We start from the raw sequence: 25,240 nt of genomic DNA, 5'->3' as shown, positions 1-25,240 counted from the left end.
ACCGGCTGGAGGCGCCCCGCCGCGCGGGGGTATCGCGTCCGCGCGCCGCCCGCGGGCGGCGCTCAGGGGGGCGTTCAGCGGGAGCCGCTGGCCAGCAGCGCGTGCGCGGGCAGCGCGACCTTTCCGTCCGCCGCCGCGTAGCCGGACACGATGCGGTCGTAGGCGTCCTTGACGCGCTGGACGGTGGGCGCGTCCTGCCGTCCGACGATGACGCCGTTGGTGCCGACCCTGGAGAGGGCGCCCGTCTCCCACCAGTCCTCGGGGTCGACGACGTGCTCCCACGTCACCTCCTCGACGGCCACGCCCGCGAACCCCGCCGCCGCGACCAGCCGCCGGAACGCCGCGGCCTCGCCGTGCTCCATGAACGGCGGGTCGGGGATGTCGTCCGGGACGGGCACGCCCGCCTCTTCGAGCGCCTCCCGGACGATCCCGAGCGCCCCGCTGCCCGGCATCACCCAGCAGCTCAGCGCGAGCCGCCCGCCGGGCCGCAGCACCCGTCGCAGCTCGGCGAGGGCCGCGTCGGGCGAGCCCACGTGGTTGATGACGAAGTTGCCCGCGACGGCGTCGAACGTCCCGTCGTCGAACGGGACCTCGGGCAGGACGGCGACGCGCACGTCCAGGCCGGGGACGTTCCGGCGCGCCGTCTCCGCCATGTCCGGGTCGGCGTCGAGCGCGGTCGCCTCGGCGCCGCGCCGGACGGCCTCGCGGGACACGAAGCCGGGGCCCGTCCCGACTTCGAGGAACCGCGCCCCGGCGGCGACGCCCGCGGCGTCCAGCAGCGGTTCGATCAGGTGGCGGGTGAGCCGGGCGAATCCCCGCTCGTAGGCGGCGGCCCGTCCGGCCCACAGTTCCCGTTCGTAGAGATCGAAGTCGTCAGCCACCCGCGCAGCCTATGTCAGCGCACGTCCACGTAGTCGCTCGGCGCGTTGGACTCCCGGTAGTTGCTGCTCTCCAGGAAGTGGGCCATCCACGTCCCGTCCTTGGACGCCGTGAACGTCTTCTTGAACCGCCCGTTGGCCGCGGTCTTCGTGTCGGCCACCTTCGTCCAGGCGGACGATCCGGCGGCCTTGAAGTAGATCGCCACGGGCGCGTTCGGCGCGGGCCCCGCCGTCGCCTGGAACCGGTAGAGCAGCCCCTCCACAGTGATGGTCTTGCCCTTCGCCACCGGCTCAGGGGAGGCGTTGAACTCGTAGATCTCCGTCCGGTACTTGACGTCGATGAAGCGCGACTCGGTCACGGCCGGGGCGCTGAGCGTGCTGCCGGGGTACCGGGCGCGCCAGTAGGCGTCCTTGGTGACGGCCTTGTCGGCGCCGAAGTAGACGGTTCCCTCACCGTCGAGCGTCGCGGTCTCCCAGGTCTTCCACGTCTTGTCGTCGAAGGAGTACTCCAGGTACACCGGCTGCTTCGTCTCGGTGAGGATGCCGGGCGAGAGGTCCAGCCGCACGCTCGCGACGAGGGGGTCGCCGTACGCGAAGGGGGTTCGGTTCTTGTCCGTGGCGAAGTCGACGAGCTGCGAGCCGTTCCCGACCCACATCAACCCGAGGTCCGCGTCGCTCCCGACGAGGAACCCGTTGTCCCCGGCGTGGACGGTCGGGAAGGCGGACTTCCCGGGCTCCAGCCCCGCCTTGAAGGTGATCTTGTAGGTGCCGTCCGCGCCGGTCACGCCCATGGGGTGCGTCTGGGCCATGTCGGACGGGATGTCGACCGACACCGTGGCGCCGACCGCGGGGACGGTCCCGGCGGAGCCGTGCCGGACGACCTTGCCCTCCACCGTGATCTCCGCGCCGGGCGCGACGGCCGGTCCCGGTGCGCGCTTCGCCGTCACCTCGGTGGTCTGCTTGGTCACGGTCAGGGGTGCGGTTGCGCTCCGTCCGCACAGCGGTCCCTGCGCGGGGACGCCGGCGGTGGCCCTCGGCGCGCCGGTGTACTGCATCGTGAACGTGCCGTCCGCGCCGGCCGTCGTGCTGTTGGGGTACGTCGTGCCATCCGGGCGCTGGGACGTCGGCCCGTTCACCGTCACATTCGGTGCGGGTTGTGGCGCCGACTCGCGGTCCGTCTGGAACATGGCCCGGCCGCGGAGCGTCACGTCCTGGTGCTCGACGTCGATGGCGGCGGGCGAGGCGGTCAGGTCCGCGACGGTCGTCGTGTAGCAGTCGTTGAAGGTGGACCACTTGGAGTAGGAGTGCGTGTCCCTGGTGGTGATCAGCACTTCGACGGCCGTCAGCCCGGGGTGGGCGTTGATGTCGGTCCGGTAGTCGGTCTGCCAGACGCCGTCGTTGTCCGTGCCGTCGGTCCGCTGGAGCGGGACGGTGGCGTAGGGCTCCGCCGACGTCGACTTGTAGTGCATCTTCGCGACGACGCCCGTCACGCCGCTCGCCGACTTCGCGCTCAGCTTGACGTGGGCGACCCGGTCCTTGCCGAGCTGGTCGAACGTCAGTGTGAGCCAGTCGTCGGTGACGTCCGCGCTCGCGGTCGCGGGGACGATGAGAGATGCCGCCGCGAGTGCGGCGGTGGCTAGCAGGGCGGACGATCGGCGCACGGCGCAACCTTTCCACTGATCACTGGTACAGAGGAGACGTTCAAGATCGTCTACTGGTTGCCCGTCCAAGATCACAGTTCGGTCACCGCACCGGGGGATTGGATCGCGGGCCGGATGAGGGCCCGGGAACCGGGCCTTGGAATTGCTCTTTCGCGGCCGTTCGACATGCCTTTATCCGCCGTCCGCTCTTGTGGTCCCGCCAGGTCGGCTGGGGTATAACGGCGGTGATGGAATCCGAGGGCGAAGCTGTTCTTGATCTTGGTGACGGGCGGCGGCGGGAAGCCGCGGACGAACTGTGGGCGCATCGCGGCGCGGCGGTGATCACCGGGATCTCCGGGGTCGGCAAGTCCCTCCAACTCGTGAAACCGCTGCTGAGCCGCTATTTGAAGGAATTCCGAAGGCCGGTCGTCAGCATCGACGTCCCGGAGCGCTCGACCGATATGGAGCAGGAACTCGTCGACCTGCTCCTGGACGGGCTCGTCCTTCCGGAGGGCGGCGACGCCGCGCCGCAAATCGCGCCGGGCCGCGGATTCAAGGCCGTCGTCCGCGAGTTGCTGAAACAGCGGGTGCTCGTCGTGATCGACGAGTTCCAGCGGCTCCTGGACGCCGACAAGCGGCCGCGCGAACCGTTCGGGTCGGCGCTGGCCGAGTCCGCGCGGGCGCCGGGGAACGAGGGCGGTCTGTGGCTGGTTTCCAATCAGCATCTCGACGCCCTGTGGACGCAGCCTTTCCACCCGGTCGAACTGCCCGCCCCCGTGGTCGAGGAGGGTGTGCGCATCGTCCTCGGGCACCTCAGGACGGCGGACGCGGCGGCGAGGTTTCCGGAATCCCGCAGAACCGAGACCGTGAAGCGGCTCGGCCAAAACCCCCGCGTGCTGCATTTGCTGGGTTCCCTTTTGCGCCGCTACACATTGGACGAGTTGCTCGGCCTGCCCGCTGAGGAGATCCCCGAGGACGAACTCGTCGACACGATCGAACGGGGCCTGGTGGCCAAGGCCACCGAAGGGCTCGCGGACGACGAGCGCCAAGCCCTGCGCAGGCTGTCGGTCCTCTCGGCGGGGTTCGAGCAGAAACAGGCCGAAGCCCTGGTCACCGATTTCAGAGGACGGCTCCGGGAGTTTCGCTACCGCTATCTCATGGAGCCGACGCAGGACAGGCCGCCCAGATACCAGTTGCATCCGGCCGTCCGGGAGGCGGAGAACGCCTTTCTGCGCCGGGACCGGCGGGCGTGGCGTTCGGCGCACCACGCGGCCGGGCAATGGTACGCGGCCAGGCTCAAGCGGACCGACGCCAAGGAGCGGGCCGTCGCCCTTTCCGGCGCGTTCTTCCATCTGCGGGAGGCGGGCGCGGACAAGGAACTGGCCGACGCGGTCGCGGCCGCCCGCGCCGAGATCGAATGGCGTTACGGCGGGGACAGGCGCCATATCGTCCCCGAGTCGGCGCGGGAGCGCGACGCGCGCATCGAGCTGCTGGTCGAATACCTGTTGGAGCCGGGAACGCCGGGCGTCGAGTACCACATGGCGCGGCTGTTCCAGGAACGGTTCCGCGAGACCGGAAGCTCGGAGGACGGCGAGCGGGCGCTTTCCCACGCCGAGCGCGCGGCGACGGGCTGGCCGACCGGATCGGCGGTTCCGTGGGTCATGTGGATGAAGCTCGTGACCGAGGTCAGCGGATTCGCCGCCGCCGAGGAGGTCGGCCGCCGGGCGCTGGCCCACAAGCCGTACGTCAATGAGCAGAGATTCGCCGTCTACATGCAGTTGAGCATCTATCTCACCGCGCAGGAGCGGGTCGAGGAATCGGTCGCGGAACTGCGCAAGGGCTGCGCGGAGTCGAAACCGGCCGACCGGCGCCGCCTGGCCGATCAGGCGGTGCTGTACGCGGCGGCCGAACCGTCCGACGACCTGCTGCGCCGCACGCGCGACTGGCTCAAGGGCTCGGGCGTGCTCGACTACCAGGCGCGACTTGCCGAAATCCTGCTGCTCCAGCATGAGGGGAAATGGCGCGAGTCGGCGGATCTGGCGCGCCAGAGCAAGACGGCGTTCCCGAAGCCGTACCTTCATTTCCCCGTTTACGAGGCGATCGGCCGGATCGGCGAGGGCGACCCGGCGGCCGGGCTCGACGTGCTCCAGCGGGCCCGGATTCCCGACAGCCAGCGCACGTCGCACAAATCGGAGTTCCGCGAGGGAAAGGCGTGGCTGCGGGCGCTCGCCGCCCTGCAGAGCGGGGAACTGGAGGAGGCGTCCCGCTTCCTCGGCATCTACCTCGGAACGGCGCACCCGCCGACCGAGGCCGAGGAGATCAGAGCGACGCTGCTGACCGAATGGGACACCCGCGTGGCGATCCCCGGCGAGGCCACTCCCTCGTTCATCACGCCGATCCTTCCGGCGTCCGTCACCGGGACTTCGGAGAGCGCCAGGCGTCCGCAGTACGGGCCGCGCGTCCTGGACGATCCGAATCCCGACAACGGCGGCGACCGGCGGCAGGTCGTGCTCGCCGTGGCGACGGAATGGTCGTCCAGCCACGGCGGGTTGAGCACTTTCAACCGGCAACTCTGCGCCGCGCTCGCCCGCTCCGGAATGCGCGTGTTCTGCATGACGCCCAACCCCGGGTTGTGGGAGATCAAGAACGCGGCGGCCCTGAACGTCAAACTCATCAACCCGGCGGAGAACGACTGGTACGAATCCGAGCTTGAGGTGCTGAACGGACACCCGGACGGGCTCGGCGGAGAACCGGACGTCATCATCGGCCACGGCCGCGTCACCGGCCCGGCCGCCAAGGCCCAGGCCGACCGTTTCCCGAGGGCCAAGCGGCTGCATTTCATCCACGTCGCGCCGGAGGAGATCGACTGGTTCAAACCTGACCGCGCGGAGGGCGCCAGGGACATCGCCGCGGTGGCGGAGTCGCGGCAGCGGCTCGAAGTGGACCTCGCGCGCGGCGCCCATCGCGGTTTCGCCGTGGGCGAGCGCCTCCACCAGCGTTATGCGCGCTATGTGTCCTCGCCCGGAAAGGCGCAGCTGGCGCGGCTGGACCCCGGATTCGACGCCGCCGACCTGTCCTCTCGCGAGGCCCCACCGGGAAAGCCCATCGTGCTGATCTTCGGACGCGTCGAGGACGCGGAGCTGAAGGGCGTCGACCTGGCGGCCCGCGCGGTCGGCGCGGCCGCCGAGGCGCTGCGCGAGAGCCGGGCCGCGAGCGAGGTCGAACTGATCGTCCGCGGGGTCCCGGAGGACTCGTCCGAGGAGCTGCGCAGAAAGATCATCGAGTGGGCCGCCCATCCGTCGCTGCTGGTGACGCCGCGGGTCTACTCGGCGAACGAGCAGCGGCTCGCCACCGACCTGGAGACCGCGAACCTGGTGCTGATGCCGTCCAGGGCCGAGGCGTTCGGGCTGGTCGGGGTGGAGGCGATCATCGCGGGGACGCCCGTCCTGGTCAGCGGGAAGAGCGGGCTCGCCGACCTCCTCCGGGAACACCTGGGCGACGAGGCCAGGCACATCGTCGTCCCCATGCACAAGAGCGAGGCCGAGAACACCGCCGAATGGGCGCGCAAGATCCAGCACGTCCTCGAAGACCCCGAGACGGCGTTCGCCCGCGCGACGAAGATCCGCCGCGTCCTCGCGGAGAAGTGGACGTGGGCGATGGCGGTCGAGGGCCTGAAAGCCGAACTCTGACCCGCGACGCCAGAGGTCAGGAGTGCGGCGAGCCGGTGCGGACGGCGTCGAGCCAGGCGGCGGCCTCGGTGAAGTCGTCGTCGTGGGTGCCGCGCCGGATCTCCGGACGCACCCGGTCGGCGCGCGGATACGAGCCGACGAAGCGGACGTCCGAGCAGACGCGCCGCAGCCCCATCAGGGCCTCGCCGACGCGGGCGTCCGCGACATGGCCCTCGAAGTCCATCCAGAACAGGTAGGAGCCGAGCCCCGCGCCGGTGGGCCGCGACTGGATCAGCGTCAGGTTGATCCCCCGGACGGAGAACTCGGTGAGGATCTCCAGCAGCGCGCCCGGGTGGTCTTCGCCGATGAACGCGACGACGGTCGTCTTGTCCATCCCGGTGGGGGCGGGCGGGGTGCACGGACGGTGCAGCGCGACGAACCGGGTGACGGCGTCGGACACGTCGTGGATGTCCTCGGCGAGGACGGACAGCCCGTACCGGGCGGCGGCGAACGACCCGGCGAGGGCCGCGTCGTAGTGCCCGTCCGCGACGTGCTGCGCGGCCTCGGCGTTGGACGTCGCGGCGCGCCACTCGGCGTCCGGGACGTTGTCCGCGAGCCAGCGGCGGCACTGCGGCTGCGCGATCGGGTGGGACGCGACCGTCTTGATGTCGGCGAGCGACGTCCCCGGCCGGACGAGCAGCGCGAACGACACCGGCAGGTGGATCTCCCCGACGATCTGGAGCGGCTCGCCGGTGGCCAGCTCGTCCAGCGTGGTCGGCACGGAGCCCTCGACGGAGTTCTCCAGCGCGACGACGGCGGTGTCGGCGTCCCCGCGGCGCAGCGCGTCCAGGACGGCGGGGACCGTCGCGTACGGGACCAGCTCGGCGTCCGCCGCGCCCGGCAGGGTCAGCAGGGCGGCCTCGGTGAACGTGCCCCGCGGACCCAGGAAGGCGTAGCGCGCTGGCCTGCTCTCTGCGGTCACGGTGTCTCCGGTGTCTCAGGATGCCTCGCGCGACGGGAGCAAGGCGAGGTGAGACAACCGAGTCTACTGCCCCCGGCGGGGCGGGCCGTTTGTCAGGCGCGGGCGGTGGACGTCCGGTCGCCGTTGCCGTTGCCGAAGTCGGGCAGCGGATCGTCCATGGACACGATCGGGCCCTTGCCCAGCCGGGCCGCGCGCAGGGCCTGGTTCTCCTCGGGGGAGAGCATCTCGACCGCGTGCCCGGCCTGGACGACCTTGGCGTACGTCCGCGTCTCGGTGCGCCCGTTGATCGAGCTGACCACGACCCCGTCCCCGACCGCGTTGATCAGGGCGAGCGAGAACGACCGGTGCCCGGACATCTCCTTGAGCGCGTCGTAGTGCACGATCGCGAGATCGCGCAGCGCGCGTTCGTCGACCGCCCCACTGGCGAGCTGGAGCTGGCGCCTGAGCATTTCCCCGCACTCGTCGACGACCTGGTTCACCCGGTTGTGCGCGACCACGGCGATCGACAGCCCCGCCACCCCCGCGATCAGGCCGGCGACGGCCACCGCGACAAGCATCACGGGCTGAGCGTACCCACCCCGACCTCGGGGCGCGAAGGATCTGCCCGAGCGGCACCCGGTTCGAGGCGGTTCACGAGCCATGTCCCGAGGACGACGAGCGCGGCCAGCGCCGCGAGACCGAACCCGTCGCGGACGACCTGGCCCGCGAAAACCGCCAGCGTGGAGTGTTCCGGGCCGATCAGCTCACGTCCCCACCAGGGCACCGGGAACAGGAACAGCAGCCACGCCGCGCCCGCGAACAGACATCTTCGCGTGTCCCGGCCATCACCGGCCAAAGCCCCGACAACCGCGATCATCCACACGAGGTGGTGGATCCATCCCACCGGGGACAGGACGACCGACAGCAGCCCGACGATCGCCACCGACGCCAGCAGCAGGCTGGACGCCCCCGGCCCGTCCGGGAGCCGGTCGGCCGCCCGCGCGGCCCGCCGCGCCCACCGGAACCCGAGATACGCGACGGTCAGCGCCACCGCCAGCCACAGCAGCGTCCGCGCCGGGCCCTCGGGCAGCATCCGCGCGACGATCCCCTGGACGGCCTGGTTGGTCGTGCCGTCGACGGCGCCCGTCCGGTCGCCGCCCTGGAGCAGCGCCCCGAACCAGTAGTCGGACGAGTCGGACGGCAGCAGCGCGAACCCGCCGAGCGTCGCCGCCGCCGCGGTGAGCAGCGAGTTGACCAGGGCGTCCCGGCGTCCGGTGAGCAGGAAGTAGATCAGGAAGACGCCCGGCACCAGCTTGATCGCGACGGCGAGCCCGACGAGGACGCCGCGCGGCCAGCGGGGCTCGCGGGCGCAGCAGTCGGCCAGGCACATCGCGAGCAGGAACAGCCCGACCTGCCCGAAGCGGAACTGGTTGCGGACGGGGTCGAGCCACGCCATCGCCGCCACCAGCGCGCCCGTGGCGAGGGGCGCCCAGCGTCCGGTCCGGCGGATCAGGTCGCGGAAGGCGTACCAGACCGAGATGGCGAGCGCGACGCAGATCAGGCCCGTCCAGACGAACTGGGCCGCGCGCCACGGCAACACCGTGAACGGGACGGCCAGCGCCGCCGCGATCGGCGGATACGTGAACGGCAGCAACTGAGGCGGCTGCGTCAGGAAGTCGTAGAGCGGGGCCCCGCGCAGCACCGCGCGCCCGCCCTCCCGGTACACCTCGAGGTCGACGAGCCGTTGGTCGGGCTGGTTGCCGAGCCAGCGCGTCACGATCGGCGCCAGCGCCACCGCGGCGACCGCGATCCCGGCGAAGATGATCAGCCCCTGAACCCACGTCCCGCGCCGCGTGAGGGCGTGCGAGAACCCGGCCCCGGGCAGGGCTCGGCGCGCTTCGGGACCGTCCACAGCCCGCAGGATATTGCCACTCAGTGGTCGAAAGCCTCTTGTAACCTTTGCGCCATGACTTCGCGGGGGCGCAGGATCGCCATGTTCCTCGGCGTCCTGGGCACGGTCCTCGCCGGATTCGTGTGGCCCGCCGGCGCCCAGGCGGCCCCCGCACACGCCCCCGTGAACGCGCCCGTGCAGGCTCCCGCGCGGGGCGCGGTCGGCGGCCAGGTCGTGATCATCGGGGTGCCGGGCCTGATGTGGAGCGACATCGACAGGGAGAAGACGCCCGCGCTGTGGGGGCTGGCGGGCGCGGGCTCCACCGCGGGGCTCAGCGTCCGGACGACCCGTGTGAACACGTGCCCGACCGACGGCTGGCTGACGCTGTCGGCGGGGCAGCGGTCCCGGCTGCCGCACGGCGACTGCGCGCTCCCGGCCGCCCCGGTCCTGCCGGGCCAGCGGTCCCCCACCGTCCCGCCGGAGGGCGGGGCCGTCGCGGCGGGCTGGCCCGCCATCAAGAGCGACAACGCCGACACCAACTACCACGCGCAGATCGGGCTGCTCGGCGACGCCGTCCACGCGGCGGGCGGCTGCACGACGGCGGTCGGGCCCGGCGCGGTGTTCGGGGTCGGCAACGGCGGCGGGCAGGTCGACCACTACGTCGCCTCCCCCGACAAGGTCACCGCGGCCGACTGGGCGCGCTGCGCGCTCACCGCCGTCGACGTGGACGACCTCTTCCGCGCCTACATCAACGCCGGGGTCGACCCGAAGGGCGAGCAGGTCCCGCTGTCGGAGCACAAGCGCGCCGCCGCCGCGACCGCCGCCGACCGCCGGGTCGGGCAGGTCCTGAGCGGCCTTCCGGCCGGGACGACCGTCCTCGTCGCGGGCCTCTCCGACATCGGCGTCGACCCGCACCTGCGCGTCGCCATCGCCAAGGGCGCCGGATTCGGCCCCGGTTACATGCGCTCCAGCGCGACCCGGCAGGACGGCCTCGTCACGCTCACCGACCTGTCCGCGACGACGCTGAAACTGCTCGGCGTGCGGCAGCCCAAGCAGGCCGTCGGGTCGGCCTGGCGCGACCAGCCGTCCGGCGACTCGACGCAGGACCGGGTGGAGTCCCTCGAAGACCAGGACGTGGCGGCGCAGGCGATACGCAGCGTCCAGACGTCCTTCTACTGGGTGCTGTTCGCGACGCAGCTCGTCCTCTACGGGATCGCGGCGCTGGTGCTGCGGCGGCTCGGCGGCGACCGCCGGTCCCGGGCGCGGATCCTCGGCGGCACCCGCGTGATCGCGCTGCTCGGCGGCGCGGTGCCGGGCGCGTCGTTCCTCGCCGGGCTGATGCCGTGGTGGCGGGCCGAGCACGCGACGCCCGTGCTGATCTGCACCGTCCTCGGGTTCAGCGGGCTGCTGACCGGGGTGGCGCTCGCCGGTCCGTGGCGGCGCTCGGCGTTCGCCCCCGGCCTGGTGATCACCGGGGTGACCGCGCTGGTCCTCGCCCTGGACGTGATGACCGGCTCGCGCCTCCAGCTCAACACGCTGATGGGCTACACGGCGCTCGTCGCCGGACGCTTCTACGGCTTCGGCAACCAGGCGTTCTCGCTGTTCGCCGTCGCCGCGATCCTCACCGCCGCGTGGCTGACGGAGTTCCCGCTGCGCGCCGGACGCCGCACGGTCGCGGTCGGCGTCATCGCCGCGATCGGCGCGTTCGCGATCGCGATCGACGGGCTCCCGGCGTGGGGCAGCGACTTCGGCGGCGTCCTCGCGATGGTCCCGGCGTTCGCGATGCTCGGCCTGATGGTGACCGGACGCCGCGTCTCCCCGCTCAAGCTCGGCCTGTTCTGCCTGGCGGGCGCCGCGCTCGTGCTGATCATCTCGTACGTGAACTCGCGCAGCGCGAACCCGACGCACCTCGGCCGCTTCTGGCAGGACCTCATGGACGGCGACGCCTGGGGCGTCATCGTCCGCAAGTTCAACGCCATGCTGAACAGCCTCGGGTACTGGCCGTTCACGCTGCCGCTCGCCGCCGCGATCGGGTTCCTGTTCTTCGTCCTGGCGCGGCCGAACCGGTGGCGGGTGTCGCTGCTCCAGCGCGCCTACGAGCACTGCGTGACGATGCGTCCGGCCCTGCTGTGCGCGCTGACGGTCGGCGTCATCGGGATGCTGGTGAACGACTCCGGCGTGGTGATCCTGTCGGTGGCGTTCAGCCTGGCGACCCCGCTGATGCTCGCCGCGGGCGTCCGGGCGCTGGAGATCGACCTGAGGAACGAAGACTCTGGACCACCAGCGCCGTCACGATCGCCACGAGCGTCCACGGAATCACCGTCGGCCTGACGACGGTGAACAGCCAGGACAGGTCGTCCGGCAGGCCGATCCGGGCGGGCGCGCGGGCGGGCAGGTAGGCGAGGCTGAGCGCGGCGGTGTGCGCGAGCAGGATCCAGTCGACGCCGGTCAGCGGCAGCAGCGCCAGCAGCGCCCAGCCGAACCCGTCGTACCAGGGCAGCGCGTAGGGGGCGGCGAGCAGCCAGGCGAGGACGAGCGCGACCGTGACCCGGCGGCTCGCCGCGTCCGGGGCCTCGGGATCGTCCTTCGGCAGAGCGCGGACGAGCAGCGCGAACAGCGCGAGCCCGGCGAGCAGCGCGCCCGCCTTGATCACGTTGCGCTGCGAGCCGCGGCCGAGGCCCTCGTCGAGCAGGTGCCAGGGCGTCGCGAACGACACCATGTCGCTCGCCTCCCGGACCCGGTCGAGCGCGTGCGGCCCGGCGAACAGGTAGGACAGCGCGGCGACCGCCCCGGCGCCGGCGCCGAGCGCGGCCAGCGCGGCGAGCGGCCGGGCCGCCCGCTTCCACGACCCGCGTTTCCACGACCCGCGCTCCCGCCACGTGTCGCGCAGCAGCGCCCAGGCGGGCCCGCCCGCGACGAGCACGGCGGGCAGCTTGACGGCGGTGCCGACCCCGGCGAGGACCCCGGCAGCGAGCGCCCGCGCCCAGCCGGGCCGCGTCCGGCTCCCGAACACGGCGAGCGCGGCGACCACCGGCGCGATCGCGAGGACGTCGTTGTGCGCGCCCGAGATCAACTGGAACAGCACGAGCGGGTTGCACGTCCACAGCAGGGCCGTCCGCAGCCGCCGCTCCTCGCTCCGCGCCGTCCGATAGAGGATCAGCGCCGTCACCGCGAACGCGAGCGTGTTCACCACCGACAGGACGAACACCGTCAGCCGGACCGATCCATCGCCGATCCACGCCGCGACCGCCTGCTCGCCGGTGGCGATCGGCCCGTAGACGGACGGGGTCGTCCGCCATTCCTCGGGCGCCCCGGCGACCGGGTCCTGCGGCAGGTCGACGGCGCGGGTGGCGTACGGGTCGTGCCCGGTCGCCGCCATCCGCCCGTAGGACGCGTAGTTCAGGTGGTCGGTCGACCCGACCGGCGGCATCGCCATGAACGCGACGGCGGCGAGCAGCCCGGCCACGACGACCGGCAGCGCCCGCACCCGCCAGCCCCGCCGGACGGCGACGAAGCACAGCGCGAGGCCCGCCGTGCTCGCCAGCACGCCGGCCACGACGAGCCCGATCACGACGTACGGCGACGGGTGGACGCTCAGCGCGTACGGCGGCTCCGCGCGGGAGCCGTCCAGTTCGGGCTGGAACACCGACGGGCCGAGCAGCGCGGTGCCGAGGAAGCACGCGAGCCCGGCCCCGATCCCGCAGAGCCCGGCGAAGCCGAGTCGGGTCACCGGCGACCGCGCAGGCCGTCCAGCCGCCGGGTCGCCGCCTGGACCAGCGGGGTCACCGCGGGCTCGCGGCCGGCGAGCGCTCTCGCGACGTCCCGGAACTGGCGGGCGCGGTGCAGTTGGGCGCGCCAGTCGGTGCCGGTGGCGCGGTGCGCGAGCGGCACCTCCACCTCGGTCACCCGGAAGCCCTGGCGGAGCAGGTCGATGGTCAGCGCCGTCTCGACGCCGAACCCGGCGGCGAGCGGGAGCGCGGCGTCGAACGCGGCGCGGGTCAGGCAGCGCTGCCCGTTCAGCGGGGCGGTCGCCTCCCAGCCGGTGGCGCGGCGGATGCCGTCCCGGGACAGCTTCACGACGAACCCGTGCCCGCCGAGCTTCACCGTCGTCGTGAACACCGCGATCGTCATGTCGGCCTCGCCCGCCCGGACCGGCGCGACGAGCGGCGCGGCCTCGCGCGCGGTATCGGCGAGGTCGGCGTCCAGGAACAGCAGGTGGCGGGGTTGTTCGCGGCCCTCGTCCAGCAGCCGGACGGCCTCCGCGCCGCTCTCCATCGCGGCGCCCTTGCCGCGGTTGCGGGAGTGCCGGACGACCCGGGCCCCGGCGTCCCGGGCGACGCGCCCGGTGCCGTCGGACGAGCCGTCGTCGACCACCACGACGAGGTCGGCGCCGGGTAGCTCGTGCGCGGCCTTGACGGTCGCCGAGATGCGGTCGGCCTCGTCCTTGGCGGGGATGATCACCGCTACGTCCTGCATATCGGCGATCGTAGTCGGCGGCGGACGTGGAACGGGGCGAGCGGAGGGGAACGGTCTCAGCCGTTACCGCGGCGCCCGACGCACGACAGGCGCACGACAGGCGGCCGTCGGGTGGAGTTCAGCCGGCGTCCAGCGCGGGCGCGGCGTCGGTCACGGTGAACACGGTGTCGAGCCCGGTGACCTGGAGGATGCGCTTCACCGCGGGGCGCGGGGCGGCGAGGTCGAGCGCGCCGCCCTGCTCCTTGAGCCGCTTCATGGCCGCGAGCAGGACGTTCATGCCGGTCGAATCGCAGAACTCGACGCCGCTGAGGTCGACCGTGATCCGGTCGACCCGGTCGCGCAGCAGTCCCGCGAGGGCCGCCTGCAGCCTCGGCGCGGTGTAGAGGTCGAGCTCACCGGTCGCCGTGACGACGGCGTGACCCTCCTGAGACGCGGTCGAAACGTTTAGCTCCACGTCCGGCACACTATCTCGGGAACGGCCCGCGGGCCAGACAGTTCGCCAAGTCCCCTGCCGGACGGGCGTGTCGCCGTGCGGGCGGTCCCGTACGCTTTGTGAACTACGCACCGTGATGCCATTGTTCCGCGCCGGTCGGCGTCCGCGCCGCTCCTCCGCGTCCGGTTCGGCGATATCCCGGTTCCCGTCCCGTGAGACCGCCGATTAGGGGAGGCTGGACAGGTGCAACACCGGCATGGGCAAGAAGCCGATCCCAGAGAGACCCGGCTCCGCGAGCGCCTTGAGACGATCCGGTCACGTTCGGCGAAGTCGAGCCCGTGGCGGTCGTCCACCCAGTACCTGAGCCGCCTGGTGAACCAGAACGGCTTCGTTCCGGTCAAGACCCGCCTGTCCCGCGAGGACATCGCCTTCCTCGCGGGCGCGCGCGAGGACGTCCTCGCCTTCGCCGAGCTGAGCGTCCGGCTGCTCGACCTGCACCGGCCGCAGGAGGCGGGCGGCATCAGCAGCGACCCCGACAACCCGATCCGCCGCTGCCGCGCCTGCATGTCCCGCTGGCCCTGCCCCACCTTCCGCGCCATGGCCGAGACCCTCGACCCCTGATCTCCGGCCCGGTTCCTCCAGGGCCTCGAATCAGGCCATCAGGGGGAGGGTGATCTCGAAGCGGCAGCCGGGGCCGTCGTTGGCTACGCCGATGCGTCCGGCGTGGGCCTCGACGATGCCGCGGGCGATCGCGAGGCCGAGTCCGGCGCCGCCGCCGGGGGTGCGGGCCGCCTCGCCGCGGAACGCGACGTCGAACACGCGCGGCAGGTCGTCCTCGGGGATGCCGCCGCAGGCGTCCGCGACGGTCACCCGCGCCTCCCCGCCGAGGACCTCGCCGATGATCTCGACGGCGCCGTCGCTCGGCGTGTGCCGGATCGCGTTGACGACGAGGTTGCGCAGGGCGCGGCCGAGTTCGCCGGTGTCCACCTGGAGGGGCAGCCCCTCCCGGACGTCGCCGCGCAGCCGGACGCCCTTCGCCCGCGCCAGCGCCTCCGCGCCCGCCACCGCCTCCGCGACGAGGTCGGCGAGGCCGACGCGGCGCCGCGACAGCCGCAGCGCCCCGGCGTGGATGCGGGACAGCTCGAACAGGTCGTCCACCATCTCGGTCAGCCGCTCCGACTCGACGCGGATGCGCCCGTGGTACCGGCGGACGGTGTCCGCGTCGGAGACGACCTCGTCCTCCAGGGCCTCGGCCATGGCGCGCAGGCCCGCGAGCGGGGTGCGCAGGTCGTGGCTCACCCAGGCGACCAGCTCCCGGCGGCTCGCCTCCAGCGCCTGCTCGCGCTCGTGGGCGGCGGCGAGGCGCGCGTAGGCGGCCTCCAGCTCGCGCGACAGCTCGGCCAGCTCGGCGGGCAGCCGCGCGGTCGGCGGACGGAACCGGTCCGCGCGCACGGCCTCCACGAGCGTCCGGTTCGCGGCGACGAGACGCCGTCCGAGCAGCACCGACACCGCCATCGCGACCAGCCCGGCGGACGTCACCACGGCCAGCACCACCGACCGGTCGTGATCGTTCAGCAGCATCAGGAACGAGATCACGAGGATGCCGGAGATCGTCGCGAGCACGGTCGCCGCGCCCACCACGATGAGCTGGGTGGCGACCGACCGGCCGCGCAGCCCGTACAGCACGGCGAGCGCGACGGCCGCGACGGCGAGCGCCGCGAGGGCGGCGCAGAAGACGACGTAGAGCAGATCGTCGAAGGGGATCATGCGCCGTCCTCCGCCGGACTCGCGGGTTCGGGGGCCGCGGGGTCGGGGGCCGCGGGCTCGTAGCGGTAGCCGACGCCCCAGACGGTGACGATCCGGCGCGGGGCGGCCGGGTCGTCCTCGATCTTCTCGCGCAGGCGGCGGACGTGGACGGTGACCGTGGAGGCGTCGCCGAACGTCCACTCCCAGACCCGTTCGAGCAGCTCGTCGCGGGTGAACGCCTGGCGCGGGCGGCGCAGCAGGAACGCCAGCAGGTCGAACTCGCGGGACGTGAGCGCCAGCCGCCCGCCGCGCAGCCGCGCCTCGTGCGCGCCGACGTCCACGACGAGGTCGCCGTCGCGGAGCGGGGGCTCGGGCGCGGCGTCCGGGCGGGCGTCCGGCCGGGCGTCCCGGGACGGCTCCCGGTAGGCGCCGCGCGCCCGGCGGAGCACCGAGCGGACGCGCAGCGCCAGCTCGCGCGGGCTGAACGGCTTCGTGACGTAGTCGTCCGCGCCGGTCTCCAGCCCGACGAGCCGGTCGGTCTCCGCGCCGAGCGCCGTCAGCATCACGATCGGGACGGCCGAGGTCTCGCGGAGCCTGCGGCACACCTCCAGGCCGTCCATGCCGGGCAGCATCAGGTCGAGGACGACGAGGTCGGGCCGTTCGGCGCGGGCCCTGCGCAGCGCGGACGGGCCGTCCGCGACGCAGGTGACCGCGTGCCCGTCGCGGGCCAGGTAACGGGCGACGACGTCGGCCACGGTGGGGTCGTCGTCCACCACGAGGACGCGACCGGCATGGCTCACGGAGTTCACGCCCACACGCTACGGCCGGACGGGCGGCTTCCATCAGCCCCGTCATGACCCTGTAAGAAACGGCCTCGCCGCGCGCCGCGGCGGGTCTCGCGGGGCGGGACGATCATCGCTTTAATGTCCCGATGGCTCCTCCCCCTCCCGCGGCGGCCCGTCCCATGGGCGCCCGTCCCGCGACCTCGGCCTTCGGGGTGATCGCCCTCATCCTGGTCGGGGGCGCGGTCGCCACCGTCATCGGCGCGATCATGATGTACGCCCGCCTCTACGAGTCCCCCACGCTGATCGGGCTGCGGCAGTCCACCGCCTACTACGCGCTGCTGTGCGCGCTGGTCGGGCTCGTCACGGCGGCGGGGATCATGCTGACCCGCCCGCGCGGGCCGGTCGCGCCGATCTTCGCCGTGGTCGCCGGGTACGTCGCGCTGTACGTCGGCATCCGGATCGGCGTCCTCGGGTACGCGTTCGGCCACGGGTCGGTGCCGTTCCGGTTCGTCACCGAGCTGATGAAGCCGCGGTTCGAGGGGTGGCACCTGCTAGCGCCGTTCATGGCCGGGGCGGTCGCCGGGCTCCGGGTGCTGATGGTCGCGGGCGGCACCGCGCCGCGCCCGCCCGCCGGACAGCCCTTCGGCCAGCCGTTCGGCCAGCCGTCAGGGCAGGCGTTCGGGCAGCCGTTCGGGCAGCCCGGCGGGTACGCGCAGCCAGGCGCGTACGGTCCGGGCGGGCAGGGGCAGCCAGCCCCTCGGCTGCCCGCGCAGCCGCCCGTTCCGGGGCAGCCCGCGCCCTACCAGCGGCCTCCCGTCCCGGGGCCGGGTCAGGGTCCGCACCCGGGGCCGCCTCAGGGTGGACCTCGGCCGAACGGCGGGTTCTGACCAGGGTCAGGCTCGTCCCACAGGGTGATGACCGTCCCCGGACCAGCACATAGGTTGTACGCATGGGTAAGACAATCCTGACCGTTCTCGGCGTCATCCTCGCGATCTGGCTCGTGATGGCCGTCATCGGCTCGATCCTGTCGATGCTGAAGTTCTTCTTCTTCATCGGCCTCGTCGCCGTCGTGGTGGTGCTCGCCGTGACCGCGGTCTCCAAGATGACCAAAAGCCACTAGCCAAGGGGCATCCGCCTCTTGCCGGGCCCTCGCCGGTGACCGCATGATGCCTGGACAACCAGGCGGTCATCGGCGAAGGGACCAACCGTGCCGGGTCTGACGGAGACGCTGCGCGAGCGGGCGCGCTCGCATCCCGACCGTGTCGCGTACATCGCGGGCGACACCCAGCTCACCTTCCGTGACTTCGACCGGCGCGCAGACCGGGCGGCCGCCGCGCTCGCCGCCGCCGGCGTCGGCCGCGGCGACCGGGTCGCCGTTCTCGACAAGAACTCCCTCGAATACGCCGAGCAGCTCTTCGGCGCGGGACGCGTCGGCGCCGTCCAGGTCCCGGTCAACTACCGCCTGGCGCCCGACGAGGTCGCCTACATCGTCAACGACGCGAAGGCCAAGGTCTTCATCGTCGGGCCCGAGTTCCTGCCCGTCCTCGACGCGATCGCCGGGAGGCTCGAACACACCGCGCACCTGGTGGTCGTCAACGGCGTGGACCACCCGTACGAGGACTACGCGACCTGGGTCGAGGGGGCGTCCGGCGAGCCGCCCGCCTACGAGCCCGAGCCGTCGGACGTGTTCGTCCAGCTCTACTCGTCGGGCACCACGGGCCTGCCCAAGGGCGTCATGCTCACGCACGCCAACTACCTCGCCGCGCTGGGCGTGAGCACCGACGTGTGGGACCTCGACGAGTCGTCCGTCCTGATGGTCGCGATGCCGATGTACCACGTGGCGGGGAACGTCCTCGCGCTCAACGTGGTCTACAACGGCATCACCGGGGTCATCGCCCGCGAGCCCGATCCCGGCCTGATCGCGCGGGGCATCGAGCGGCACCGCGTCACGCACATCTTCCTCGTCCCGGTGCTGCTCCAGTTCATGCCGCTGATCCCGGAGGTCACGGCGTGCGACCTGTCCAGCCTGAAGCTGGTGCTGTACGGGGCGTCCCCGATCAGCGAGGACGTCCTGCGCGGCGCGATGGAGCTGCTGCCGACCACCGAGTTCATGCAGGTGTACGGGCTGACGGAGGTGACGGGCGCGATCACGATGCTGCCCGCCGCCGACCACGTCCTGAACGGCCCGAACGCGCACCGGCTGCGCAGCGCCGGGCTGCCCAACGGGTCCTGCGAGCTCAGGATCGTCGACCCGGCGACGCAGGAGGACCTGCCGCTCGGCGAGGTCGGCGAGATCCTCTGCCGAACGCCGCAGAACATGAAGGGCTACTGGGGCAACCCCGGAGCGACGGCGGCGGCCCTCTCCGACGACAACTGGTTCCGGACGGGCGACGCGGGCTACCTCGACGAGGACGGCTACCTCTACATCCACGACCGGGTCAAGGACATGATCATCTCGGGGGGCGAGAACATCTACCCGGCGGAGGTCGAGAACGTCCTGATGAGCCACCCGGACGTCACGGACTGCGCGGTCATCGGCGTCCCGGACGCGAAGTGGGGCGAGGTGCCGAAGGCGATCGTCGTGCTGTCCGCGGACGTCCCGGAGAAGGACGTCATCGAGTTCTGCCGGGCCCGGCTCGCGCACTTCAAGTGCCCGGCCTCGGTCGAGCGGCGGGACGCCGTCCCGCGCAACCCCACCGGCAAGATCCTCAAGCGGCAGCTCCGCGAGCCCTACTGGAAGGACCAGGACCGCAACGTCCACTAGCCCCGGGCGGCGGTCAGGTCACGGGAAGCGGACCACCGCCGAGAGCGGACGGTGGTCCGACGCCCTGATCCGGGACGCCGGGACGCTGCACGACACCGCGGCGGCCTTGGTGATGAACAGGTAGTCGGTCTTCTGCACGGCGGCGCCCGCCCAGTTCTGCCGGGTCGCGGCACCCGTGCGGGACGGCCCCGACTGGTCGCACTCGGCGAGACGCCGGTACAGCGGGTCGAGCGCGGGGCTCTCCGGGGTGTCCGCGAGGTCGCCGCCGAGCAGGACCCGTCCCGTCCCGGCGAGGGACGCGAGCGTCGTCGCCTGCTTGCGCCGCCAGGCGCCCTCGGCGGCGCTGAGCTTCGTCACGCAGACCCGGGCCGTCCAGGACGGGACGTCCGCGCACAGCGCGATCCGCGTCCGTCCGGCGGGCGCGGGGAGCTTCGTGCGCTCCGGGCGGTCGAGCCGCTGCGCCGTCCCGATGGCGACGCCGGAGCGGCCCTGGCCCGTGGCGCAGGACGCCTCGCCGGGGGACGCGGCGAACGCCCACGTCCACGTCGGCAGGCTCTTCTTGAACGCGCGGACGTGCCCCTCGCAGACGTCCTGGAGCAGGACGGCGTCCGTCCTGACCTTGCGTCCGCCGACCTCCGTGCCCTGGATCCGCTGCACGATCTGCTTCCCGAGCGCGTCCGGGGCCGCGCCGAGCGGGCAGCCGGGCCGGGCCGCGCCGCACACGCTCCAGGTCATCGCGTTGACCGTGACGGCGGCCGGGCGGGGCGCGGCGCCGTCGGCGTGCGCGGGACCGCCGCCTCCCGGCAGGCCCTCGATCGAGGCGCCGGTCGCCGCCGCGGCGACGACGGCCGCCGCGGCGGCGACCGAGAGGAGGGGGACGAGGGCGCGGGGGGCTCGCACACATTCTCCAGGTGGGGGGACATCAGCGGGGATTGATGCCGGAATCTCACCACATCAAGATCGCGTCCGCCAGTGGTTCACGACCAGTCGGCCGGTCACCGGACGGGGGGCGCGCACCGGACGGGGGGCGCGCACCGGACGGGGGGATCATCCGTCCTTGAAGGTTAGGGGGTCCGGCGGGTGTTCCGCCGGACCCCCGCAATCTCCGCGACTTCCGGGCCGTCAGTCGAGCAGCTCGGTCACGGTGCCCGCGCCGACCGTCCGGCCGCCCTCGCGGACGGCGAAGCCGAGGCCCTCGGTCATCGCGACCGGGCGGCCCAGCTCGACGGCCAGCTCGACCGAGTCGCCCGGCATCGCCATGGCGCCGTCCGCGCCGAGGTCGACGCCGCCGACCACGTCCGTGGTGCGGAAGTGGAACTGCGGACGGTAGCCGTGGAAGAACGGCCTGGTCCGCCCGCCCTCGGCGGCGGTCAGCACCCGGACCCGCGCCCGGAACCGCCGGTGCGGCCGGATCGCGCCCGGCAGGCTGACGACCTGGCCGCGCCGGACCTGGTCCCGCTTCACGCCGCGCAGCAGCATGGCAGTGTCGTCCCCGGCCTCGGCCCGGTCCATGGAGCGGCCGAACGTCTCCAGCCCGGTCGCGACCGTGCCGAACGACTCGCCGAGGCCGACGACCTCGACCGGGTCCCCGACCCGGACGACGCCCTGCGCGACGACGCCGGTCACGACCGTGCCGCGCCCGGTGATCGTCAGGACGCTCTCCACCGGCAGCAGGAACGGCCGGTCGAGCACCCGCTCCGGCACCGGCACGTAGGCGTCGATCGCGTCGAGCAGGTCGCCTACGCGGGCCGTCCAGTACGGGTCGCCCTCCAGCGCCCGCAGCCCGGACACCCGCACCACGGGCACCTCCTCGCCCGGGAACCCGTACTCGGACAGCAGCTCCCTGACCTCCAGCTCGACCAGGTCGAGGAGCTCGGCGTCCTCGACCATGTCGGCCTTGTTGAGCGCCACGACGACGTGCCGCACGCCGACCTGCCGCGCGAGGACGACGTGCTCCCGCGTCTGCGGCATCGCCCCGTCCTGCGCGGACACCACCAGCACGGCCCCGTCCACCTGCGCCGCGCCGGTGATCATGTTCTTCACGAAATCGGCGTGACCCGGCATGTCGACGTGGGCGTAGTGCCTGGTCGCGGTCGCGTACTCGACGTGCGCGACGTTGATCGTGATGCCCCGGTCGCGCTCCTCCGGGGCGCGGTCGATGCGGTCGAACGGCACCGCGGACGCCAGCCCGCGCGCGGCCAGCACCTTGGTGATCGCCGCGGTCAGGGTGGTCTTGCCGTGGTCGACGTGGCCCATCGTCCCGATGTTCAGGTGGGGCTTGTCGCGCTCGTACAACTGCTTGGCCATCGGTTCGTCCTCACTGGTGGATCCGGTGAGAACCCATGCGCGGCCTCTACGGGCACGCGCATGTCGTGGTCGACCCCCCTCCGCTGGTTCTCCGGAGGTGGGACGGAGAGGGGTCAGCGTCGCAGGCCGTCGATGACGGCCGCGTCTGCCGCTGCCGAGAAGGCAGCCGGCACCGCGCTCAGCAGGACGTGGCCCGCGAGCGTCTTGGTGCCGGCTGCGAAGAACATGCTCGCAGGTTACGTCGCGTCCTCGGCCGGGTCGACAGCTTTTTGACCTGCGGGAACGCGGAGGAGCAGCAGCCCCGCGGCGGCGCCCGCGAACTGGCACGAGGCGATCGCGAGGACGAGCCCGACCGGCCCGATCGCCGCCGCCGACGCGGCGGTCAGCCCGGCGCCGAGCGCGGACGCGCCGATCTTGAGGCTGCCCGCCGTCGTGTTGACCTGGCCTAGCCGGTCGGGCGGCGACTCGCGCTGGCGCAGCATCAGGGTCGCCGCGAACACCGGCCCCTCGCACACCCCGGCGAGGACGAACGCGACCGTCGCCCAGGCCAGCGACGGCGCGACCGCGAGCGAGGCCAGCGCCAGCCCGAACGCGACGAGACCCGCGATCATGACCGGTTCGCCGTGTTTCGGCGTCAGCCACCGGCTGGACGCGAGCGAGCCGAGCAGCGAGCCGACCGCCAGCGCGACGAGCAGCCGTCCGCCCGCGCTCGGCGGGGCGCCGACGTGCTCGGCGAGCAGCACGGCCGTGACGGCGACGCCGCCGAAACCCGTCCAGGCGAGGGTGGTCGCGGTGGTCAGGGCGCGCAGGACGCGGTTCTCCACCAGCACCCGCAGCCCGCCCGTGATCACCGAACGCGCGGCCCCGCCGCTCGCCGGAACCGCCGCCTCCGGGGCGGGGAACGGCAGCAGCGGCAGCGTCAGCAGCCCGAGGACGGCCGCGGCGACGATCGCGACGCCCGCGTACTGCCCGCCCGCGACACCCGCGATTCCGGCGGCGAGGCCCGGACCGGCGATCCCCGCGAGGTTGAAGCTGGACGCCTCCAGCCCGTACGCGCGCGACAGCCGCCCGGCCGGGACGAACCGGGGCAGCAGGCTCGTCAGCGCCACCACGATCGGCTCGGTGCAGCCGATCACGGCCGCGACGCACAGCGCGAGGACGAGCGGCGACCGTCCGGCCGTCACGAGCAGCACGGCGGTCGCGGCGGCGTAGCAGCAGGCCAGGACGACGGCGACGCGGCGGGGACGGCCCGTCCGGTCCAGCGTGTTCCCGATCACCGGCCCGCTCAGCACGTACGGGAGCGTCGTCGCGGTCTGGAGGTACCCGGCCATGGCGGCGTTCCCGGTCCGCGCCTGGACGGTCAGGACCAGCGCCGTCGCCACCCCTTCGGCCGACACCCGCAGCAGCGTCGCCGAAGTCAGGTGAGCCGGCAGCCCCGCCGCCCTGCTGATCATTCTTCGCATGGTGGCATAGCGAACGGACAAAACAGGCGGCCTAGACTGCGGAGTGTGACGGCAACGAGGACGGCACAGCCAGGGCGAACGGCGCACGAGCACCGGGTGACCAGCGAGGTCGGGCGGCTACGGACCGTGCTGCTGCACCGTCCGGGCGCGGAGTTGAAGCGGCTCACCCCGCGCAACAGCGACAAGCTGCTCTTCGACGCGATCCCGTGGGTCGGCCGGGCGCAGGAGGAGCACGACGCGTTCGCCGAGGCGCTCCGCTCGCGCGGCGTCGAGGTCCTGTACGTCACCGAGCTGCTGCAGGACGCCCTGGAGTACGAGGGCGCCCGCGAGCAGGCCATCGCGGACGCCATCGTCGATCTCCGCCTGGGCGACCAGCTCCGCCGCATCGTCGAGGGGTACCTGCGCGACCTCGACCCGGAGAACCTCGCGCACACCCTGATCGCGGGCCTCGCGCACGAGGAGTTGAAGGCGGGGCACGGCCTCGTCTACCGGCTGATGGACCGGCTCGACTTCATCGTCGACCCGCTGCCCGGTCTGCTGTTCACCCGCGACAACAGCACCTGGATCGGCGACCGCGTCGCGGTGACGAGCCTCGCGATGGAGGCCCGGCGCCGCGAGTCGGCGCTGACCGGCCTGATCTACGCGCACCACCCGCGGTTCGCCGGGACGGAGCCGGTGTACTCGCCGTCCCTGGAGCACCTTGAGGGCGGGGACGTCCTGCTCCTGCGTCCGGGCGTCGTCGCGGTCGGCACCGGCGAGCGGACGACCCCCGCCGGGGTGGAGCGGCTGGCCCGCCAGGTGTTCGACGCCGGGTTGGCCCGGACCGTGCTGGCCGTCCCGATCGCGCAGGAGCGGGCGACCATGCACCTCGACACCGTCTGCACGATGGTCGACGTCGACACCGTCGTCATGTATCCGCCGGTCGCGCACTCGCTGACCGCGTACACCGTCACCCAGGGGAACGGCGACCTGCGGGTGGACGGCCCCCGCCCCTTCCTGGACGCGGCCGCCGAGGCGATGGGACTCGACCGCCTCAAGGTGATCGACACGGGCCTCGACCCCGTCACCGCCGAGCGCGAGCAGTGGGACGACGGGAACAACACCCTCGCCGTGGCCCCGCGCGTGTGCGTCGCCTACGAGCGCAACATCGAGACGAACGCGCAACTGGAGGCGTCCGGCATCGAGGTCATCCGCATCAGCGGCAGCGAACTCGGCACGGGCCGGGGCGGTCCGCGCTGCATGTCCTGCCCCATCCTCCGAGACGGCATCTAGGGCGGATGGCCTCTGAGCAGGGCGGCGTCCGGGTGGACCCCCGGGAATAGAACAACTCGGGCGATGCCGACGGGGGCACGGCAACGCCCGAGCTGTGGAAGGACCATACAAGGGGAAGGGCCCGCATTTCTAGGCGGGGGCCCGTCAGGTCTGGGCGGGGGGCCCGTCAGGCGGGGTAGGCCCTGCTCGGAGCGGCCCCGTCGTACAGGTCGTCTTCGGGGTCGTCCATGAGGTCCGGGAAGTCGGCGAGGTCGGGCACGACCGCCTGCGGACCGGCCGTCGTGGGGATGCCGTTCCCGTGCGAAGGATGGCTCTCGCCGTTGGCGCGCGGCGCGCGCAGGACGGCCCAGACCGTGGTCGCGCCCTCTTCGTGGCGGACGCCCCAGCCGTCCGACAGCGCCTCGACGATGCCGAGCCCGCGGCCGCCGAGCGAGGACAGCGTGCCGGGCCCGCGGCGCGGCTCGGTCATCGCGCCGCCGTCGCTGACCTCCAGTTCGAGCAGGTCACCGCGGCGCAGCCAGCACACCCTGACCTGGCCGGACGGCAGCGGCCGCGCATGCCGGAGCGCGTTGCTGAGAAGCTCGCTGACGATGACGCTGGCGTCGTCCACGACCGATTCGTAGACGCCCGACCCGGCCAGCTCCGAGCTGAGGCGCCGGCGGGCGACCGCGACGCTGGACGGTGCGTGTGGGAGCAGTACGACGCTCGACGCCCTCACCTCCCCGTGGTTCCGTTCACTCGGACGAGTCCCGCCGTCGCTTTCCGGTACGACCGAAATGCCCTGTAGGTCTGGACCGGAAACCCGAACGGTTCAGTTTGCCACCTGCACAACGAGTCACCGGCCATCCGGTCACGGTGATCACCTCCGGATCGGAGTCTCGTCACGAACGGCGACCATCAAGGATCTATCCAGCCAACGGCGGATTTACTCCTCGCGCGCGCGTTTCGTCCATCAC

20 protein-coding genes and 1 pseudogene are annotated in these 25,240 nt (G+C 72.8%); 7 read left to right on the top strand and 14 right to left on the bottom strand.

Annotated elements, in window-relative coordinates:
* Window positions 1-74: 74 nt before the first annotated feature.
* Together FXF65_RS04115 and FXF65_RS04110 are read right to left on the bottom strand one after the other, a co-directional pair.
* Window positions 75-881 (bottom strand): class I SAM-dependent methyltransferase, encoded by an 807-nt coding sequence (locus tag FXF65_RS04115; RefSeq protein WP_148348289.1) that lies wholly within the window; start codon window positions 879-881, stop codon window positions 75-77.
* Between the two features lie 14 nt (window positions 882-895).
* Window positions 896-2,539, bottom strand: a complete 1,644-nt coding sequence (locus tag FXF65_RS04110) for a hypothetical protein (RefSeq protein ID WP_148348288.1) — start codon at window positions 2,537-2,539, stop codon at window positions 896-898.
* Window positions 2,540-2,766: 227 nt separating this feature from the next.
* Here FXF65_RS04110 and FXF65_RS04105 point away from each other — a divergent pair, with 227 nt between their 5' ends.
* The gene (locus FXF65_RS04105; protein ID WP_187412076.1) at window positions 2,767-6,207 is read left to right on the top strand and encodes a glycosyltransferase; all 3,441 of its coding nucleotides are present in this window, start codon (window positions 2,767-2,769) and stop codon (window positions 6,205-6,207) included.
* A 16-nt stretch (window positions 6,208-6,223) separates the two neighbouring features.
* On the opposite strand, the gene pheA is transcribed toward FXF65_RS04105, so the two are convergent.
* The 3 genes from pheA to FXF65_RS04090 all read right to left on the bottom strand — a co-directional run bounded on the left by pheA (window position 6,224) and on the right by FXF65_RS04090 (window position 9,059).
* A complete protein-coding gene (gene pheA, locus FXF65_RS04100; protein ID WP_148348286.1) occupies window positions 6,224-7,168 on the bottom strand; it encodes a prephenate dehydratase in 945 nt (314 codons plus the stop codon).
* Between the two features lie 92 nt (window positions 7,169-7,260).
* Window positions 7,261-7,725, bottom strand: a complete 465-nt coding sequence (locus FXF65_RS04095) for a DUF4446 family protein (RefSeq protein WP_148348373.1) — start codon at window positions 7,723-7,725, stop codon at window positions 7,261-7,263.
* On the bottom strand, window positions 7,725-9,059 hold the full coding sequence (locus tag FXF65_RS04090) for a glycosyltransferase 87 family protein (protein ID WP_246198331.1): 1,335 nt from the start codon (window positions 9,057-9,059) through the stop codon (window positions 7,725-7,727). The genes FXF65_RS04095 and FXF65_RS04090 overlap by 1 nt, the downstream gene beginning before the upstream one ends.
* Before the next feature lie 54 nt (window positions 9,060-9,113).
* On the opposite strand from FXF65_RS04090, the gene FXF65_RS45055 reads away from it, so the two are divergent.
* Entirely contained in the window at window positions 9,114-11,369 is a 2,256-nt protein-coding gene (locus tag FXF65_RS45055) for a hypothetical protein (RefSeq protein ID WP_246198330.1), read from the top strand.
* A gap of 568 nt (window positions 11,370-11,937) precedes the next feature.
* Here FXF65_RS45055 and mptB read toward each other — a convergent pair.
* The 3 genes and pseudogenes from mptB to FXF65_RS04070 form a co-directional block, all read right to left on the bottom strand.
* Window positions 11,938-12,609 (bottom strand): annotated as a pseudogene (mptB, locus tag FXF65_RS45050) (polyprenol phosphomannose-dependent alpha 1,6 mannosyltransferase MptB); the annotation flags it as partial.
* A gap of 155 nt (window positions 12,610-12,764) precedes the next feature.
* The gene (locus tag FXF65_RS04075; protein WP_148348284.1) at window positions 12,765-13,514 is read right to left on the bottom strand and encodes a glycosyltransferase family 2 protein; all 750 of its coding nucleotides are present in this window, start codon (window positions 13,512-13,514) and stop codon (window positions 12,765-12,767) included.
* Window positions 13,515-13,632: 118 nt separating this feature from the next.
* Window positions 13,633-13,968, bottom strand: a complete 336-nt coding sequence (locus FXF65_RS04070) for an STAS domain-containing protein (RefSeq protein ID WP_148348283.1) — start codon at window positions 13,966-13,968, stop codon at window positions 13,633-13,635.
* A 222-nt stretch (window positions 13,969-14,190) separates the two neighbouring features.
* Here FXF65_RS04070 and FXF65_RS04065 point away from each other — a divergent pair, with 222 nt between their 5' ends.
* Window positions 14,191-14,568 carry a hypothetical protein gene (locus FXF65_RS04065; RefSeq protein ID WP_148348282.1) on the top strand — a complete coding sequence of 126 codons (378 nt, stop codon included), beginning with the start codon at window positions 14,191-14,193 and terminating at the stop codon, window positions 14,566-14,568.
* A gap of 30 nt (window positions 14,569-14,598) precedes the next feature.
* Here the strand turns inward: FXF65_RS04065 and FXF65_RS04060 are convergent, their stop codons facing one another.
* Together FXF65_RS04060 and FXF65_RS04055 are read right to left on the bottom strand one after the other, a co-directional pair.
* Window positions 14,599-15,714 (bottom strand): sensor histidine kinase, encoded by a 1,116-nt coding sequence (locus FXF65_RS04060; protein WP_148348281.1) that lies wholly within the window; start codon window positions 15,712-15,714, stop codon window positions 14,599-14,601.
* Window positions 15,711-16,502: a response regulator gene (locus FXF65_RS04055; RefSeq protein ID WP_281288864.1), complete on the bottom strand. Its 792-nt coding sequence runs from the start codon at window positions 16,500-16,502 to the stop codon at window positions 15,711-15,713. The genes FXF65_RS04060 and FXF65_RS04055 overlap by 4 nt, the downstream gene beginning before the upstream one ends.
* Window positions 16,503-16,624: 122 nt before the next feature.
* On the opposite strand from FXF65_RS04055, the gene FXF65_RS04050 reads away from it, so the two are divergent.
* The 3 genes from FXF65_RS04050 to FXF65_RS04045 all read left to right on the top strand — a co-directional run bounded on the left by FXF65_RS04050 (window position 16,625) and on the right by FXF65_RS04045 (window position 19,242).
* Window positions 16,625-17,365, top strand: coding sequence for a hypothetical protein (locus tag FXF65_RS04050; RefSeq protein WP_148348280.1), 741 nt, complete (start codon window positions 16,625-16,627; stop codon window positions 17,363-17,365).
* A gap of 62 nt (window positions 17,366-17,427) precedes the next feature.
* Window positions 17,428-17,598, top strand: coding sequence for a hypothetical protein (locus FXF65_RS43480; protein ID WP_187412075.1), 171 nt, complete (start codon window positions 17,428-17,430; stop codon window positions 17,596-17,598).
* 87 nt (window positions 17,599-17,685) lie between these two features.
* Window positions 17,686-19,242 (top strand): long-chain-fatty-acid--CoA ligase, encoded by a 1,557-nt coding sequence (locus FXF65_RS04045; RefSeq protein WP_148348279.1) that lies wholly within the window; start codon window positions 17,686-17,688, stop codon window positions 19,240-19,242.
* A gap of 18 nt (window positions 19,243-19,260) precedes the next feature.
* On the opposite strand, the gene FXF65_RS04040 is transcribed toward FXF65_RS04045, so the two are convergent.
* The 3 genes from FXF65_RS04040 to FXF65_RS04030 form a co-directional block, all read right to left on the bottom strand.
* A complete protein-coding gene (locus FXF65_RS04040; protein ID WP_148348278.1) occupies window positions 19,261-20,142 on the bottom strand; it encodes an endonuclease/exonuclease/phosphatase family protein in 882 nt (293 codons plus the stop codon).
* 222 nt (window positions 20,143-20,364) lie between these two features.
* Window positions 20,365-21,549: an elongation factor Tu gene (gene tuf, locus FXF65_RS04035; protein ID WP_148348277.1), complete on the bottom strand. Its 1,185-nt coding sequence runs from the start codon at window positions 21,547-21,549 to the stop codon at window positions 20,365-20,367.
* Between the two features lie 236 nt (window positions 21,550-21,785).
* Window positions 21,786-23,003, bottom strand: coding sequence for an MFS transporter (locus FXF65_RS04030; protein WP_187412074.1), 1,218 nt, complete (start codon window positions 23,001-23,003; stop codon window positions 21,786-21,788).
* Between the two features lie 54 nt (window positions 23,004-23,057).
* Between FXF65_RS04030 and FXF65_RS04025 the strand changes: the two genes are divergently transcribed.
* On the top strand, window positions 23,058-24,284 hold the full coding sequence (locus FXF65_RS04025) for an arginine deiminase (protein WP_222868360.1): 1,227 nt from the start codon (window positions 23,058-23,060) through the stop codon (window positions 24,282-24,284).
* A 166-nt stretch (window positions 24,285-24,450) separates the two neighbouring features.
* Here FXF65_RS04025 and FXF65_RS04020 read toward each other — a convergent pair whose 3' ends face one another.
* Window positions 24,451-25,002 (bottom strand): ATP-binding protein, encoded by a 552-nt coding sequence (locus FXF65_RS04020; RefSeq protein ID WP_246198329.1) that lies wholly within the window; start codon window positions 25,000-25,002, stop codon window positions 24,451-24,453.
* Window positions 25,003-25,240 lie beyond the last annotated feature (238 nt).

The sequence above is a fragment of the Actinomadura syzygii genome (genome assembly GCF_008085905.1).
Classification (GTDB): domain Bacteria; phylum Actinomycetota; class Actinomycetes; order Streptosporangiales; family Streptosporangiaceae; genus Spirillospora; species Spirillospora syzygii.
Note: the sequence above shows the minus strand (reverse complement) of the source record. Positions and strands in the feature narration are given on the sequence as shown.

What these genes read in the sequence shown, in the direction of transcription:
- FXF65_RS04105 (WP_187412076.1), top strand. Translation starts at nt 2,767, where the DNA reads ATGGAATCCGAGGGCGAAGCTGTTCTTGATCTTGGTGACGGGCGGCGG.
- FXF65_RS04095 (WP_148348373.1), bottom strand. Translation starts at nt 7,725, where the DNA reads ATGCTTGTCGCGGTGGCCGTCGCCGGCCTGATCGCGGGGGTGGCGGGG.
- FXF65_RS45055 (WP_246198330.1), top strand. Translation starts at nt 9,114, where the DNA reads ATGACTTCGCGGGGGCGCAGGATCGCCATGTTCCTCGGCGTCCTGGGC.
- FXF65_RS04075 (WP_148348284.1), bottom strand. Translation starts at nt 13,514, where the DNA reads ATGCAGGACGTAGCGGTGATCATCCCCGCCAAGGACGAGGCCGACCGC.
- FXF65_RS04060 (WP_148348281.1), bottom strand. Translation starts at nt 15,714, where the DNA reads ATGATCCCCTTCGACGATCTGCTCTACGTCGTCTTCTGCGCCGCCCTC.
- FXF65_RS04050 (WP_148348280.1), top strand. Translation starts at nt 16,625, where the DNA reads ATGGCTCCTCCCCCTCCCGCGGCGGCCCGTCCCATGGGCGCCCGTCCC.
- FXF65_RS43480 (WP_187412075.1), top strand. Translation starts at nt 17,428, where the DNA reads ATGGGTAAGACAATCCTGACCGTTCTCGGCGTCATCCTCGCGATCTGG.
- tuf (WP_148348277.1), bottom strand. Translation starts at nt 21,549, where the DNA reads ATGGCCAAGCAGTTGTACGAGCGCGACAAGCCCCACCTGAACATCGGG.
- FXF65_RS04030 (WP_187412074.1), bottom strand. Translation starts at nt 23,003, where the DNA reads ATGATCAGCAGGGCGGCGGGGCTGCCGGCTCACCTGACTTCGGCGACG.